The organism is Duganella levis (assembly GCF_009857605.1).
GTDB classification, from domain to species: domain Bacteria; phylum Pseudomonadota; class Gammaproteobacteria; order Burkholderiales; family Burkholderiaceae_D; genus Rugamonas; species Rugamonas levis.
On the sequence record NZ_WWCT01000025.1, the window covers coordinates 57916 to 73285 of the forward strand.

A 15370-nucleotide genomic window follows, 5' to 3' on the forward strand; every position below is an offset into this window, starting at 1 on the left:
GCTCCTACGCCGCGCGCGACGGGAAAGCGCCGCGCGCGGCAATGCAATAGGACGCCGTCAGGGTCGGCATCAGATTGCCCTGCGGCGCGCCGGCGGCGACCAGCAATATGTCGCCAGCATCGGCGTCGCTGGCGCTGAGCGCGCAGGCATGGGAAGGCGCCGATGACGCTTGCGTTTGCAGTGTGGCTGCCTCCCGGCCGCCGTCATCGCCCACCACGCGGCGCTGGGCGCCGTGGCTGTCGCCCAGACCCTGATGCACCGGCACCTGGCCGCGCAAGTCCGGTACCGCGAAGGTGGTGGCGCCATCGCCGCCGTAGGTCGCGCCGAGCAGCATGAACAGTTCGTCATAGTGCTCGATCTGGTAGGCGCTGCCGTCGCACGGCAGCCAGCCTTGCGGCGCGCTGGCGAAGGCCAGCAGACGGATCTCGCCGATCATTGGCGAGTCGGCGCCGCGCAGCGCGATGCAGAAATTGATCACGCGGAATGGCTGCATGTTTGCATGGCTGAAAGTGCCGACGTCGACTGTGACCGCTGCGCCGCCCTCAGCCTGCGCGACGGCAAGCCGATGGCGGCGCAGCGGCACGATCTCGGCGCCGCCATTTTCGTTGAGTGCATAAGGCGTCGGCGTCCAGTCCGGATCAGCCGAGCGGCCGGCACCGACCGGCGTAGCACCTTGCAGGTTGGGCACGGCGAAGTCGCGCACGCCATCGCCGCCGTACAGGGTGCCGATCGCCTGGAACAACTCCGGGTGCTGCCGGATCGACAGGCGCTGGCCATTGCACGGCGCGAAATTCCGGGGCGTAAAGCCGAAACCGGTCATGATAATCTGGCCAACGTAGGGTAGGGACATGCTGCTCTCCGGTAAATTACCCGGGCAGATTAGGCAGCGCGCTTGATGGCGTCAATCCACGGAAAGTTTTTTTTGAGATAAGGTTGTATTTCTGTAAAAGTGAGACAGGATGGCGATGGCGCCGCCGCCGCGCGCCTAGAATCGCGGGGATTTGCCTGCGATGATGCCGCCTGTATTACACTGGCGGCATGCCTACGCTTACCGTCAGTGAAATCGATGTGCGCAGTTACGCCGCTCCGTTCTCGGACGCGCACGACTTCGCCCAAATGGTGTTGCCGCTCAAGGGCAAACTGACGCTGGACATCAACGGCGCCGGCGACGTGGTGCATCCGCTGCGCGCCGCCTTCATTGCGCCGGGGCTGGTGCACACGCAGTTTTCGCGTGAAGCCAACCAGTCGCTGATCCTGGATTTCGACCTTGCCACCATCGCGCCCGACACGGCGGGGCGGCTGGCCGAGCGTCCGTATGCGCCGATCGGCGCCGCAGCCGGCAAGCTGATCGATTTCATGGGCATGATGCACGCGCAGGGCGCGGCCAGCTCCAGCGTGCTGACGCATTGGACGCCGTTGCTGCTGGAAGCGCTGACCTCGCAGCCGCTGCGTCCCGCTTCGCGTCTGCAAGCGGCGTTGACGCAGTTTGAAGCGGCGCCCGGCCAGCCGTGGCAGACCGACAGCATGGCGCGGGTGGCGTGCATGAGCGTGAGCAGCCTGCACCGCGTGTTCCGCGAAGAACTCGATACCACGCCGCAAGCCTGGCTGAACGCGATGCGGTTGCGCTTCGTCTGCCGCCAGTTGGTGGAATCGTCGCTGCCGATTGCGCAGCTGGCCACGCAGGCCGGCTATGCCGACCAGAGCGCGCTGACGCACGCCATGCGGCGCGCGATGGACATCACGCCGCTGGCGTATCGCAAGCAGAACCAGACAAAAATCCGCTAGACCCACACAATCCTTGCGCGCTGCGCGCCGCCACAATGGTTCCCGAAAAAGGAGAACTGTATGTGGTATGGCGTGTTATGCGGCCTTGCGGCCGGAGCCTTCTGGGGCATGATCTTTGTGATGCCGCGCTGGCTGGCGGAATTTTCGCCGATGGAGCTGGCGCTGGGGCGCTACCTGGCCTACGGGCTGATTACCTTGCTGCTGCTATTGCCGCGCCTGAACGGCCTGCTGCGCCGCGTGACGCGCGCCGAGTGTGCGGTGCTGCTGCGGCACGCGCTGGCCGGCAACATCGTCTACTACCTGCTGCTGTCGACCGGCGTGCAGCTGGCGGGCGTGGCGGCGGCGTCGCTGATTATCGGCCTGCTGCCGCTGAGCGTGACCTTGCTGGGACGGCGCGATCATGGCGCCTTGCCGCTGCGGCAGCTGGCGTGGCCGCTGACGCTGGTGGTGGCGGGCATCGTCTGCATCAATGTGGACGTCTTCACGCATGCACAGGGTGGGTCGCAGCCGTGGACCACGGTGGCGCTGGGCATGCTGTGCGCGTTCGGCGCGCTGCTGTGCTGGACGTGGTACGCGGTGGACAACGCCCGCTTCCTCAAGCGCAATCCGCATTTCAGCGGCGCCGAGTGGTCGGGTCTGTACGGCCTGAGCACCGGCGTGGTGGCGCTGGCCTTGGGCGTGGTGGTGATGGCGTTTGGCGGCGACGGTGCGGCGGGGCGCGACTGGCTACGTTTCTGGAGCGTGGTGACGATCGTCGCGCTGGGCGCATCGGTGATCGGCAACCAGCTATGGAACCTCGCCAGCCGGCGCGTGCCGGTCACGCTGTCGGGCCAACTGCTGCTGTTTGAAACCTTGTTCGGCCTGTTGTACGGCTTCCTCTACCAGCACCAGATGCCGCGCCCGCTGGAACTGCTGGCCATCGTGCTGCTGATCGCCGGCGTGGCCGGATCGGTGTGGAAACACCAACCCGGGGTCAGGTCCGGCATTCGGACACGAGCACAACCGTAAGCTTCGATACGGTTGTGCTCGTGTCCGAATGCCGGACCTGACCCCGGAGTTTAGGCGCCGCCGGCGTAGCCGTTCTGGCGCCAGGCTTCGAAGACGACCACGGCGACGGTGTTGGAGAGGTTCATGCTGCGGTTGTCGGGACGCATCGGCAGGCGGATACGTTGCGCCGGTGGGAAGGTCTCGCGCAGCGCTGGCGGCAGGCCGGCGGTTTCTGAGCCGAACACGAACACGTCGCCCGGCTGGAAGCTAGCTTGGGCGAACGGCGACGAGCCGTGCGTGGTCATGGCGTACATGCGCGCGGGATCGGGTTGGACCTCGGCCAGGAAGGCGTCCCAGTCCTTGTGCACTTTCATGCGGGCGTATTCGTGGTAGTCCAGGCCGGCGCGCTTGAGCTTGGAGTCTTCCAGCGGGAAGCCCAGCGGTTCGATCAGGTGCAGCTGGGCGCCGGTGTTGGCGCACAGGCGGATGACGTTGCCGGTGTTCGGCGGAATTTCTGGGTGGACCAGGACGACGTGGAACATGCTTTTTTTCCTTTGCTATATCAGTGCGGCGGCGTGCGGGCGAACACGAAGTTGCTGACCCGCGCGGCGCCGTGGCGTTTTAATGTTGCCGCCACTTCGTTCAAGGTGCGGCCGCTGGTCATGACGTCGTCCACGACGCCGATGTGGCGGCCTGCCACCAGGGCGGCATCCGGCACCGCGAAGGCGCCGGCGATGTTCTGCTGGCGCCGTTCGGGCGCGACGCTGCTCTGGGCGGCGGTTTCGCGTACGCGGTGCAGCAGTTGCGGCTCCAGCGCGATGCCCAGGCCGCGTGCCAGCGGCCGGGCGATTTCCAGTGCCTGGTTGTAGCCGCGTCCCGCCAGCCGGCGCGGTCCCAGCGGTACTGGGCAGAGCAGGGCGGGCAAGGTGACATTTCCCTCGGCCAGCAAGGCGTCGCGCAGCAGGCGGGCACACAACGGCGCCAGCGCCAGGCGGTGGCCGAATTTCAGTTGCAGCACCAGCTGGTCGACCGGCAAAGCGTAGCCGGCAGCGGCCAGTGTGCGGTCGAAGGCCGGCGGGGCGGTCAGGCAGACGCCGCATAGTTGACCGTCAGCCGGCACCGGATTGGCGCAACGTGGGCAGCGGGCGATGGCCGCCGCCGGGCCGAAGAATTGCGCTTCGCAGCCGGGACACAAGGCGTCGTCGCTGTCGCTGCCGCACAGGGCGCAGGCGTTGGGCAACAGATGGCGCAACAAACCATGCGCGCTACGTTGCAGCAGCGCGCGCAGCCTGGCGCCCGCCGACAGCCCGGCCGCCGGCGCCGGATTGGCCGCCGGATCACCGGCCGCAGCCTCGATCTTGTCATTCATGCCACGCCTCCGCCCTGAAAACCGCTCCGGTCGTCGTCGCGATGGCGTTCAACCATGTACACTGCCGACATTATCGCATTACAACGACCTATCATCATGCAAGTCCCCGCGAATCCCCCGAAACTGAGCGCACCGATCGACCTGGAGCGCGTCCGTCAGCTGTTTTCCCGTCCGCAACGCATTGCCCCGGCCGATTTTCTGCGCCGGGAAATATCATCGCGCATGTTCGATCGGCTGGAATTGATTAAAATAGCGCCTTCGCGCGTTTTGGATGCCGGCTGCGGCACCGGCGCCGATCTGCCTTTGTTGCAAAAAGCCTATCCCAGCGCCCAGATCGTGGGCCTGGACGCCGCCGAAGCCATGCTGCACGCGGCGCAAGGCCCGGGCGCCAGGTCGTCGTCGCTGAACCAGCTGCTGAGCAAGCTGTTGCCGTCTAAGAGCGGGGTCGACCTGCTGTGCGGCGATTTTGCCGACTTGCCGCTGGGACCGAACTCGCTGGACCTGGTTTGGTCCAACCTGGCGCTGCACTGGCACCCGCAGCCGGACCGCGTGTTTGCCGAATGGCGACGCGTGTTGCGGGTCAATAGCCTGCTGATGTTTTCCTGCTTCGGCCCGGATTCGCTGCGCGAACTGCGCACCGCCTTTGCCGAAGCCGACCTGGCGCCACACGTGTTGCCCTTCGTCGATATGCATGATTTCGGCGATCAACTGGTCGAAGCCGGGTTTTCGACCCCGGTGCTGGACATGGAAACCATCACCGTGACCTACGATACGCCGCTGGCGTTGTTGTCCGACGTGCGCGCTTTGGGCGGCAATCCGCTCACCACGCTGCGTCGCAGCATGATGGGCAAGGCGGCCTGGCAGCGCATGCTGGACACGCTGGAACGGGGTCGCCGCAGCGACGGCAAACTGGGCCTGACCTTCGAGGTTATCTACGGCCACGCGTTCCGGCCAGCGCCGAAGGTCACTTCCAAAGGCGAAGCGATCATTCGCTTCGATCCGCCGCGCAAGCCGCGCTGAATGCGGGTTTCATGTTGCCATGCGGCGTAACGCCCCGTGGCAACATTCATAGTTTATTGCTTGATGTGCTACGTTTTTGTTCTATATAATCAATCACTAACTTTGCCACCATGGCAAACAAGGTATCGAATACGAACGTGCAGTGAATTAAGCAGAAGCATTAAGCAGAATCGCGCATCCAACGATGCGGTGGTTGTTTAAGGAGCGTCGCCGGTTCAGTTCACCGATAGCCGGCAAGACGTTAAAAAAATATTTTAATTTCTTGGGCAGTTGGGGAAAACATGACATATGCGAAGCGACTTCAAGCGTTGATGCTCGGGCTGGCCATGCTGGCAGCCGGGGCACCAGCGTGGGCAGCTGACACCGCAACCGGCGCCGCAGCCGGCACCTACGGCGCCGCCACCGGGGGTACCGGTGGCCCCATAGCCGGCGAACTGAACCTGCAACCACCCGCCACCCGCATCGCCACCGAAGTCTACGACCTGCACAACTGGATGATGGGCGTCTGCCTGGTCATCTTTATTGCGGTGTTCGGCGTGATGTTCTATTCGATCTTCAAGCACCGCAAGTCGCTCGGCCACAAGCCGGCCACCTTCCACGAATCCACCGCCGTCGAGGTGGCCTGGACCATCGTGCCGTTCCTGATCGTGATCGGCATGGCGCTGCCCGCCACCCGCACCGTGGTCGGCATGAAGGACACTTCCAACGCCGACATCACCATCAAGGTCACCGGCATGCAGTGGAAGTGGGGCTACGATTACCTGAAAGGCGAGGGCGAGGGGATTTCCTTCCTGTCCAACCTGTCGACGCCGCGCGCCCAAGTCGGCGCGCCGGGCTTTGAGCCGACCGAGAAGCGCGGCGACAACTACCTGATGGAAGTCGATAATGAGGTGGTGGTGCCGGTGCACCGCAAGATCCGCATGATTACCACCGCCAACGACGTGATCCACTCGTGGTCGATTCCAGCGTTTGCCGTCAAGCAGGATGCGATTCCCGGCTTCGTGCGCGACGCCTGGTTCAAGGCCGAGCACACCGGCACCTTCCGTGGCTACTGCTCGGAGCTGTGCGGCAAGGAACACGCCTTCATGCCGATCGTGGTACGGGTGGTCAGCGACGCCGACTACAAAGTCTGGGTCGATGGCAAGAAGAAAGAAATGGCCGCGCTGGCCGATGATCCAAATAAAACCTGGACCATCGACGAGCTGAAAACCAAGGGCGAAAAAGTCTACAGCACCAACTGCGTGGCCTGCCACCAGGCCAACGGTCGCGGCTTGCCGTCGACCTATCCGGCGCTGGACGGTTCGCCGGTGGTCAATGGGCCGAAAGCGGAACAAATCAGCGTGCTGTTGCACGGTAAAAAGAGCGGGAAGTATCCCGTCGAAATGCCTTCTTGGAAGCAATTGTCGGATACGGATATCGCGGCTGTCATTACTTACACCCGCAATAGCTGGACGAACAAGGCAGAGGAAAACATCGTTCAACCGGCCGAAGTTGTGGCTGCACGTAAGTAATCAGGAGCGTTACAGATGAGCACTACTACTTTGGATCACGGCCACGATCATGATCATGCGCATGATCACGCACATGAGCATCCACATGGTCCGGCGCGCTGGCTGTTTGCCACCAACCACAAGGACATCGGTACGCTGTACCTGTGGTTCTCGTTCATCATGCTGCTGTCCGGCGGCGTGCTGGCGCTGATGATACGCACCGAGCTGTTCAAGCCCGGCCTGCAATTCTTCCAGCCTGAATTCTTCAACCAGCTGACCACCATGCACGGTCTGGTGATGGTGTTCGGCGCCATCATGCCGGCCTTCGTCGGCTTCGCCAACTGGATGATCCCGCTGCAAATCGGCGCCTCCGACATGGCGTTCGCGCGCATGAACAACTTCTCGTTCTGGCTGCTGCCGCCAGCGGCGATCCTGCTGGCCACCTCGTTCCTGGCGCCAGGCGGCGCCACCGCCGCCGGCTGGACGCTGTACGCGCCGCTGTCGACGCAAATGGGACCGGGCATGGACATGGCCATCTTTGCGATGCACCTGATGGGCGCCTCGTCGATCATGGGCTCGATCAACATCATCGTCACCATCCTCAACATGCGCGCGCCTGGCATGACCTTGATGAAGATGCCGATGTTCTGCTGGACCTGGCTGATCACCGCCTACCTGCTGATCGCCGTGATGCCGGTCCTGGCCGGCGCCATCACCATGACGCTGACCGACCGCCACTTCGGCACCTCCTTCTTCAACGCCGCCGCCGGTGGCGATCCGGTGATGTACCAGCACATTTTCTGGTTCTTCGGCCACCCCGAGGTGTACATCATGATTCTGCCGGCGTTCGGCATCGTCTCGCAGATCCTGCCGGCGTTCGCCCGCAAGCAGCTGTTCGGCTACGCCTCGATGGTGTACGCCACGGCGTCGATCGCGATCCTGTCGTTCATCGTCTGGGCGCACCACATGTTCACCACCGGCATGCCGGTGACCTCGCAGCTGTTCTTCATGTACGCGACCATGCTGATCGCGGTGCCGACCGGCGTCAAAGTGTTCAACTGGATCGCCACCATGTGGCGCGGTTCGATGACGTTTGAAACGCCGATGCTGTTCGCGGTCGGCTTCATCTTCGTGTTCACCATCGGCGGCTTCACCGGCCTGATCCTGGCGGTAACGCCGATCGACATCCAGCTGCAGGACACCTACTACGTGGTGGCGCACTTCCACTACGTGCTGGTGGCTGGCTCGCTGTTCGCGCTGTTCGCCGGTTTCTACTACTGGTCGCCGAAATGGACCGGCCACATGTACAACGAAACGATGGGCAAGACCCACTTCTGGCTGTCGCTGATCACCTTCAACGTCACCTTCTTCCCGATGCACTTCCTGGGCCTGGCCGGCATGCCGCGCCGCTACGCCGACTACTCGGCGCAGTTCACCGACTTCAACATGGTGGCCACCATCGGCGCCTTCGGTTTCGGCCTGTCGCAAGTGTTCTTCCTGTTCTTCGTGATCCTGCCGACCATTCGCGGCGGCAAGAAGGCGGAAGCCAAGCCATGGGAAGGCGCGGAAGGCCTGGAGTGGACCGTGCCGTCGCCGGCGCCGTTCCACACCTTCGAAACCCCGCCTGAGTTCAAATAATCATGAACGGGCAAAAGAAGCCGAACAACCTGCGCACCGCCTTGATCCTGTTCGGCCTGGCGGCGTTCTTCTTCGCTTCGGTGTTCGTCAAGCGCATCTGGCTGAGCTGACATGACCGAGAACAAAAAGCTGCTGGGCAAGCTGATCATCATCGCGGTGGTGATGTTCGGCTTTGCCTATGCGCTCAATCCGTTCTACCGCCAGATCTGCGAAGCGCTGGGCATCAACGTGCTGACGCAGAAGGATGGGACGGTGGCGCTGGACCAGAACACGCAGGTGGACAAAAGCCGCAACGTCACCATCGAGTTCGACGGCAATGCGCAAGGACCATGGCGCTTCCGGCCGACGCAGGCCAGCATGACCGTGCATCCGGGCGAACTGAACACGGTGATGTACGAAGTGGTCAACACCCAGCCGCGCGAGATGAACGCGCAGGCGATCCCGAGTTACGCGCCGCAGAACGCGATGCCGTATTTCATGAAAGTGGAGTGCTTCTGCTTCAAGCAGCAAACGCTGAAGCCGAAGGAAGCGCGGCAGATGCCGGTGGTGTTCTACATCGATCCGAAGCTGCCCAGGGATGTGAAAACCATCACGCTGTCGTACACCTTCTTCGAGGTTGGCGGCGGGCTGGTGAAGACGGCGGCCAACTGAGATGGCGGACAAGCCCGGCTTCCTGTATTCGCTGAAGGCCGTGCTGTGGTCGTTTGTGGGATTGCGCCGCAAGCGCGATTTCGACGCCGACCAGCAGGGACTGAATCCGCTGCACATCATCATCGCGGCCTTGCTGGCGGTGGCGGTGTTCATCGGCGTACTGATAACAATCGTCAAATTCGTAGTCGCTAAATAAGTGAAAATGGGGAGATGAAGATGAGTTCAACAAGTCCACAGGGCGCCGCCGCACCGTATTATTTCGTGCCCGGTCCCTCGCGCTGGCCGCTGCTGGCCGGCTTGTCCATGCTGGTGACCATGATCGGTGCCTCGGCCTGGGTCAATGATGCCTCGTGGGGGCCGGCCGCTAATCTGCTGGGCATCCTCGGCACTATTACCGTGCTGTATTTCTGGTTTGGCGACGCTATCAAGGAATCGGAAGGCGGCTTGTATAGCCAGCGCATTGACCATTCCTATCGCTGGTCGATGAGCTGGTTCATCTTCTCCGAGGTGATGTTCTTCGGCGCCTTCTTCGGCGCGCTGTTCTATGCGCGCACCATCTCGATGCCGTGGCTGGGCGACCTGGACAGTAAATTCGTCTGGCCTGACTACGCGCCGTCATGGGGCGGCGCCACGCCTGCCGGCACGGTCGAGGCGTTCCAGACCATGGGACCGTTCCCGATCCCGACCATCAATACCGCCTTGCTGCTGACCTCGGGCGTGACCTTGACCATCGCCCACCACGCGCTGCGTGCCGGCCATCGCGCGCAGACGGCGATCTGGCTGTTTGCCACGGTGCTGCTGGGGGCGGTGTTCATGGGCTTCCAGGCGTATGAGTATCACCATGCATACACCGAGCTGAACCTGAAGCTGACCTCGGGCATCTACGGTTCGACCTTCTTCATGCTGACCGGCTTCCACGGCTTCCACGTGACGATGGGGGCGATCATGCTGTCGGTGGTGCTGTACCGCGTGCTGAAGGGACATTTCACGCCGGACAACCACTTCGCCTTTGAAGGCGCGGCCTGGTACTGGCACTTCGTGGACGTGGTGTGGCTGGGCCTCTACGTGGTGGTCTACTGGTTATAATGGCATACGCCGCAAAAGCCGCACACGGTGCGGCTTTTTTTTTAGCCCATGCGGATGCCCTTGGGCTGGATGTAGCCGAGCTTGTAGGCCAGCAGGATCAGCAGGAATAGCGTGATCGACAGCGCCACCCGCACCGCCAGCGAGCGCACGGTGTTGTTGCTGCGGCCCTTGTCGCGCATCAGGAAGAACAGCGCCGATCCCAGGCTGCCAAGGATCAGCATGAATGCAATGGCAATAGCAATTTTCATCTCATGAGGGAGTGGCGATTTGATCGAGGTTCCATTGTAATGGCGTTCCGCTTTAAATTGATTCCTTTCGTGGCCACAGTCCTGGTGGTTGCGCTCGGCATACAGCTCGGCAACTGGCAGGAGCGCCGCGCCAACGACAAGATCGCCTTGCAGCAAAAGCTGGCGCAGGGCGTCGAGGCGGTGCCGCTGGTGCTGGATGGCGCGCCGCTGGCGGCCGATGCCGTGGCCTGGCGCCGCATCACCGTCAGCGGCGAGTTCGTGCGCGACTGGCCGGTGTATCTGGACAACCGCCCGTACCAGGGCCGGGCCGGCTTCTATCTGCTGATGCCGTTTAAAATAGCGGGATCGAACATGCACGTGCTGGTGGCGCGCGGCTGGCTGCCGCGCGATCCGGCGGTGCGCGACAAGCTGCCGACCTACGCCACGCCGGACGGCGTCGTCACCGTGCAGGGCGTGGCGCGGCTCAACGCCGGCCATGTGATGGAGCTGGGCACAACCCCGCCGCTGACGCCCAACGCCATCGTGCAGAACGCCGATCCGCTGCAGGTGGCCAAGGACAGCGGCCTGACCATGCAGCCGTTCGTGGTGGAGCAGGGCATGCCGGCCCAGCCGGCCGGCGACGATGCGCAACTGGTGCGCGACTGGCCGGCGCCGTCGCTGGGCGTGGAAAAACATCAGGGCTATGCCTTCCAGTGGTACGCACTGTCGGCGATGGCGGTTATCTTCTTTGTGGTGAATGGATTCAGACGTGGAAAAAGCAAATAATCAAACGCGCGGCCGCTGGAAGCTATTGGTCGTGCTGGCCGTGTGCGCGGCGCCGCTGATTGCGTCATACTTCACCTATTACGTGATCAAGCCGAAGGGCGGTGTCACCAATTACGGCGCGCTGATCGATCCGCGCCAGTATCCGATTCCGGCCATGGCCAGCACCACGCTGGACGGAAAGCCGGCGCGGCTGGAGGATTACAAGGGCAAGTGGATCATGTTGAAAGTCGGGCCGTCCGATTGCCAGCAGGATTGCCAGGACCAGCTATTTGCGATGCGCCAGCTGCGCACCATGCAGGGCAAGGAGATGGAGCGCATCGAACGGGTGTGGCTGATTACCGATAACGAGCCGCTGGAAACCATGCTGCTGCGCGTGAATGACGGCACCCGCATGCTGCGCGCGCCGGCCGCCGTGGTGGACAAGTGGCTGCCGCTGGACAGCAGTGGTACGGATGGCGCGGACCGCGTGTCCGACCATGTGTACCTGATCGACCCGCTGGGCAATCTGATGATGCGCTTCCCGAAAGGCGCGGTGTCCAGCGATGTGGAGAAGGTCAAGCGGGTCCAGAAGGACATCGCGAAATTGTTGAAGGCTTCGGCCATAGGTTAAGTTTATGCATCTCACTCTCGCACAAATGGCGATTACGGCGCTGATGATCGCGCTGCTGCCGGCCACCATCGTCTGGACTTCGTCGGACGCCAACAAGTACCGCAAGCTGGTGTGGGTCAGCGTGTTCCTGACGTTTGATTTGATCGTGTTCGGCGCCTTTACGCGGCTGACCGATTCCGGCCTCGGCTGCCCGGACTGGCCGGGCTGCTACGGCGCTGCCAATCCTTTCCTGGCGCATGAGAAGATCGTCGCCGCCGAAGCGCTGATGCCGACTGGCCCGGTAACCGTGTTCAAGGCCTGGATCGAGATGATCCACCGCTACCTGGCCATGACCATCGGCGTGCTGATCGTGGCGATGATGGCGCAGTCCTGGTATCAATGGCGCAAGACTAAACGCGCCGAATACGCGCCGTGGCTGCCGACCGCGCTGTTCTTCTTCGTCTGCCTGCAAGGAGCGTTTGGCGCCTGGACCGTGACGCTCAAGCTGCAACCGGTGATCGTCACCATCCACCTGCTGCTGGGCATGGGCCTGCTGTCCATGCTGGTGTGGTACGGCGGCCGCCAGAACCACCTGAACGCGCCGCGCACGCTGGTCAGCGCCTCGCCGCCGGCTATGCGCAACATCCGCATCCTGGCTGGCGTGGCGGCCGCGCTGCTGCTGGTGCAACTGGCGCTGGGCGGCTGGACCAGCACCAACTACGCCACCTTGGCCTGCACCGACTTCCCGCTGTGCGGTGGCAAGCTGGTGCCGGAGATGGACTTTGAACACGGCTTCACGCTGTGGCGCGAGCTGGGCAAGACGGCCGCCGGCCACTACCTGCCATTCTCGGCGCTGACGGCGATCCACTGGGTGCACCGCAATTTCGGCATTATCGTTGCGCTGGTGGCGGGCTATGCCGCGTGGCGCGCATGGGGGCATGATGTGCTGCATAAAACCGCCCGCAACATCGCGCTGGTGCTGGGTGCGCAGATCGTCACCGGCGTGGCCACCATCTACCTGAGTTTCCCGCTGACCATCGCCGTGCTGCATAACGCCGGAGCGGCGGCGCTTGTACTTTTGCTGACCATGTTAAACTACAAGGCTAAGTACCAGTACGACATTGCAAAAAAGGCAGCTTCGGGCGCCACGCATCCTCCTTCGTCGACGGTACGGCATTGATTAAGTTGCACTCATGACCACGCAAACCGTAACCTCCAAACACCCGCCACTCGCCGCGCAGTTCTGGGCGCTGACCAAACCCCGCGTCACCATGATGGCGGTGTTTTGTGCCGTCATCGGCATGTACCTCGGCATCCCGAACGGTTTGCCGAGTTTGTCGCTGGTGCTGTATGCGACGGTGGGTATCTGGTTGCTGACCGGGGCGGCGTTTGCGGTCAACTGCCTGGCGGAGCGTGAAGTCGATGCGCGCATGGCCCGCACCGCGCGCCGGCCGATGGTCATGGGCGACATCACCGTGACGCAGACCATCATCTTTGCGCTGGTGATCGGCGGCGCCGGCATGTGGGTGCTGTACACCTTCGTCAATGCGCTGACCATGTGGCTGACCTTTGTCACCTTCCTCGGTTACGCGATTATCTATACCATGATCCTGAAGCCGGCCACGCCGCAGAATATCGTGATCGGCGGCCTGTCGGGCGCGATGCCGCCGGCGCTGGGCTGGGCGGCGGTCGCGAATGACGTGCCGATGGAGGCATGGCTGCTGGTCATGATCATCTTCGTCTGGACGCCGCCGCATTTCTGGGCGCTGGCGCTGTATCGCCGCGACGATTACGCCCGCTCGGGCCTGCCGATGCTGCCGGTCACGCACGGCATGAAGTTCACCCAATTCCACGTGTGGCTGTACTCGATCGCGCTGGCGGCCACCACGCTGCTGCCATACGCGGTGCAGATGAGCGGCCTGATCTACCTGGTCAGTGCGGTGATCCTGAACGCCGTGTTCCTGCACCACGCCTGGAAAATCTACCGCCACTACACCGACCTGATCGCCCGCAAAGCCTTCACCTGGTCGATCATCTACCTCGGCCTGCTGTTCCTGGCGCTGCTGGTGGATCACTACATCAAACTATGAAAAAAGTTCTCGCCTTTGCTTTGATTGCCCTTTCCCTGTTGGCCGCTTGCGGCGAGAAAAAAGCGGAGGCGCCGGCCAAGGTGGTGTTCCAGGGCACGGACCTGACCGGCGCGTCGTTCGCCAGGGATTTCGCCCTGACCGACCACAACGGCAAGCCGCGCACCATGGCCGATTTCAAGGGCAAGGCGGTGATCATGTTCTTCGGCTATACCCAGTGCCCGGACGTCTGCCCGACCACCATGGCCGAAATGTCGGAAGTCATGAAGCAGCTTGGCCCGCAGGCCGACCAGGTGCAGGTGCTGTTCGTTACCGTCGATCCTGAACGCGATACGCAAAAGCTGTTGGCCGAGTACGTGCCGGTGTTCGACAAGCGTTTCCTCGGCCTGTACGGCACGCCGGAGCAGACCGCCGCGGTCGCCAAGGAATTCAAGGTGATGTACGCCAAGGTGCCGGGCACCACGCCGGGCAGCTATTCGATGGACCACACCGCCGCCAGCTATGTGTTCGACAAGCAGGGCAAGATCCGCCTGCTGCTGCGTCCGGGCCAGCCGACTTCCACCACCGTGCATGATTTGAAACTGCTGTTGTCCTGATCCCCGGAGGCCGCATGCAACAGCGCTTCCAGCCTTTCACGCGTCTGGCCGCCGTCATCCTGCTGGTGATCGGCTGTCTGGTCGTGCTGCGGCCGTTCCTGGCGGCGGTGCTGTTTGCCGCCGCCATCACCATCTCCAGCTGGCCGCTGTACCTGCGCCTGCTGGCGCGGCTCAAGCAGCGCCGCACCATCGCCGCGCTGGTGATGAGCATCGGCCTGACCTTGCTGATCATCGTGCCGCTGACGCTGGTGACGTGGAATATCGCCGACAATGCTTCGTCCTATTACGACCAGATCAAGGCCAACCTCGACAGCGGTACGCTCGATCCGCCGCTGTGGCTGAAGGATATCCCGCTGGTGGGCGAGATGGTCGATACCTACCTGCGCAAGCTGCTGCACAGCCGTGAGGAACTACTCAACGTCGCCAAGAACCTGCTGGAGCCGGGGCGCCGTCTGCTGCTGGGCGGCGGCATGGTGCTGGGTTCGGGCGTGGCACAGGTCAGCCTGGCGGTGTTTGTCAGCTTCTTCCTGTATCGCGATGGCCAGACCATCCTGCAAGCGCTGGCGACCGCCATGAACAAGCTGATCGGCGAACAAAGCGTCACCGTGGCCGACACCGTCAGCCGTACCGTGCGCGGCGTCATGTACGGCCTGCTAGGCACGGCGCTGGCGCAAGCGGCGGTAGCGGCGGTCGGCTTTTTGATTGCCGGCGTGCCGGCGGTGGCGCTGCTGTCGGTCGCCACCTTTTTGTTCTCGCTGATTCCGGTCGGACCGCCGCTGATCTGGGGCGGCGCCACCATCTGGCTGTTCAACCATGGCGATACCGGCTGGGCCATCTTCATGTTCGTCTGGGGGATGTTCGTCATCAGCGGCGTCGACAACGTGGTCAAGCCGATGCTGATCTCGCGCGGCAGCAGCTTGCCGTTCATTCTGGTGCTGCTGGGCGTGATGGGCGGGGTACTGGCGTTCGGCTTTGTCGGCCTGTTTATCGGCCCAACGCTGCTGGCGGTGGGCCTGGGTCTGCTGCGCAACTGGACCGCGGACCAGCTGCATTCTTGAA

19 protein-coding genes are annotated in these 15370 nt (G+C 63.1%); 15 read left to right on the forward strand and 4 right to left on the reverse strand.

Features of this window, described 5'->3' with window-relative positions; translation table 11 throughout:
* Positions 1-4 precede the first annotated feature (4 nt).
* On the reverse strand, positions 5-850 hold the full coding sequence (locus GTP69_RS25040) for a phage tail protein (protein WP_161057429.1): 846 nt from the start codon (positions 848-850) through the stop codon (positions 5-7).
* Between the two features lie 188 nt (positions 851-1038).
* Between GTP69_RS25040 and GTP69_RS25045 the strand changes: the two genes are divergently transcribed.
* Both GTP69_RS25045 and GTP69_RS25050 read left to right on the forward strand, forming a co-directional pair.
* A complete protein-coding gene (locus tag GTP69_RS25045; protein ID WP_161057430.1) occupies positions 1039-1785 on the forward strand; it encodes a helix-turn-helix domain-containing protein in 747 nt (248 codons plus the stop codon).
* A gap of 60 nt (positions 1786-1845) precedes the next feature.
* A complete protein-coding gene (locus tag GTP69_RS25050) occupies positions 1846-2793 on the forward strand; it encodes a DMT family transporter (RefSeq protein WP_161057431.1) in 948 nt (315 codons plus the stop codon).
* Between the two features lie 50 nt (positions 2794-2843).
* On the opposite strand, the gene trmL is transcribed toward GTP69_RS25050, so the two are convergent.
* The gene (gene trmL, locus GTP69_RS25055) at positions 2844-3314 is read right to left on the reverse strand and encodes a tRNA (uridine(34)/cytosine(34)/5-carboxymethylaminomethyluridine(34)-2'-O)-methyltransferase TrmL (protein WP_110847330.1); all 471 of its coding nucleotides are present in this window, start codon (positions 3312-3314) and stop codon (positions 2844-2846) included.
* A 20-nt stretch (positions 3315-3334) separates the two neighbouring features.
* Positions 3335-4141 (reverse strand): ComF family protein, encoded by an 807-nt coding sequence (locus tag GTP69_RS25060; RefSeq protein ID WP_161057432.1) that lies wholly within the window; start codon positions 4139-4141, stop codon positions 3335-3337.
* 96 nt (positions 4142-4237) lie between these two features.
* Between GTP69_RS25060 and GTP69_RS25065 the strand changes: the two genes are divergently transcribed.
* The 7 genes from GTP69_RS25065 to GTP69_RS25090 all read left to right on the forward strand — a co-directional run bounded on the left by GTP69_RS25065 (position 4238) and on the right by GTP69_RS25090 (position 10026).
* A complete protein-coding gene (locus tag GTP69_RS25065) occupies positions 4238-5161 on the forward strand; it encodes a methyltransferase domain-containing protein (protein WP_161057433.1) in 924 nt (307 codons plus the stop codon).
* 281 nt (positions 5162-5442) lie between these two features.
* Positions 5443-6672, forward strand: a complete 1230-nt coding sequence (gene coxB, locus GTP69_RS25070; RefSeq protein WP_161057434.1) for a cytochrome c oxidase subunit II — start codon at positions 5443-5445, stop codon at positions 6670-6672.
* Between the two features lie 15 nt (positions 6673-6687).
* Positions 6688-8289, forward strand: coding sequence for a cytochrome c oxidase subunit I (gene ctaD, locus GTP69_RS25075; RefSeq protein WP_161057435.1), 1602 nt, complete (start codon positions 6688-6690; stop codon positions 8287-8289).
* A 2-nt stretch (positions 8290-8291) separates the two neighbouring features.
* On the forward strand, positions 8292-8399 hold the full coding sequence (locus GTP69_RS31480) for a cytochrome oxidase small assembly protein (RefSeq protein ID WP_217363440.1): 108 nt from the start codon (positions 8292-8294) through the stop codon (positions 8397-8399).
* A 1-nt stretch (position 8400) separates the two neighbouring features.
* A complete protein-coding gene (locus GTP69_RS25080) occupies positions 8401-8940 on the forward strand; it encodes a cytochrome c oxidase assembly protein (RefSeq protein ID WP_161057436.1) in 540 nt (179 codons plus the stop codon).
* Position 8941: 1 nt separating this feature from the next.
* A complete protein-coding gene (locus GTP69_RS25085; RefSeq protein ID WP_161043507.1) occupies positions 8942-9136 on the forward strand; it encodes a DUF2970 domain-containing protein in 195 nt (64 codons plus the stop codon).
* 14 nt (positions 9137-9150) lie between these two features.
* The gene (locus GTP69_RS25090) at positions 9151-10026 is read left to right on the forward strand and encodes a cytochrome c oxidase subunit 3 (protein WP_202424562.1); all 876 of its coding nucleotides are present in this window, start codon (positions 9151-9153) and stop codon (positions 10024-10026) included.
* 41 nt (positions 10027-10067) lie between these two features.
* Here GTP69_RS25090 and GTP69_RS25095 read toward each other — a convergent pair whose 3' ends face one another.
* A complete protein-coding gene (locus GTP69_RS25095; RefSeq protein WP_161043509.1) occupies positions 10068-10274 on the reverse strand; it encodes a twin transmembrane helix small protein in 207 nt (68 codons plus the stop codon).
* Between the two features lie 33 nt (positions 10275-10307).
* Here GTP69_RS25095 and GTP69_RS25100 point away from each other — a divergent pair, with 33 nt between their 5' ends.
* Genes GTP69_RS25100 through GTP69_RS25125 form a run of 6 tightly spaced genes read left to right on the forward strand, consistent with a single transcriptional unit; the run spans position 10308 to position 15369 of the window.
* Complete coding sequence (locus GTP69_RS25100; protein ID WP_161057466.1) at positions 10308-11039, forward strand: SURF1 family protein; 732 nt, start codon at positions 10308-10310, stop codon at positions 11037-11039.
* Positions 11011-11649, forward strand: a complete 639-nt coding sequence (locus tag GTP69_RS25105) for an SCO family protein (RefSeq protein WP_161057438.1) — start codon at positions 11011-11013, stop codon at positions 11647-11649. The genes GTP69_RS25100 and GTP69_RS25105 overlap by 29 nt, the downstream gene beginning before the upstream one ends.
* 4 nt (positions 11650-11653) lie before the next feature.
* Positions 11654-12808 carry a COX15/CtaA family protein gene (locus GTP69_RS25110; protein ID WP_202424564.1) on the forward strand — a complete coding sequence of 385 codons (1155 nt, stop codon included), beginning with the start codon at positions 11654-11656 and terminating at the stop codon, positions 12806-12808.
* Between the two features lie 13 nt (positions 12809-12821).
* Entirely contained in the window at positions 12822-13718 is an 897-nt protein-coding gene (gene cyoE, locus GTP69_RS25115; RefSeq protein WP_161057439.1) for a heme o synthase, read from the forward strand.
* Positions 13715-14311 (forward strand): SCO family protein, encoded by a 597-nt coding sequence (locus tag GTP69_RS25120; RefSeq protein WP_161057440.1) that lies wholly within the window; start codon positions 13715-13717, stop codon positions 14309-14311. Before cyoE ends, GTP69_RS25120 begins: the two co-directional genes overlap by 4 nt.
* A 14-nt stretch (positions 14312-14325) precedes the next feature.
* The gene (locus GTP69_RS25125; protein ID WP_161057441.1) at positions 14326-15369 is read left to right on the forward strand and encodes an AI-2E family transporter; all 1044 of its coding nucleotides are present in this window, start codon (positions 14326-14328) and stop codon (positions 15367-15369) included.
* Position 15370: the final 1 nt, after the last annotated feature.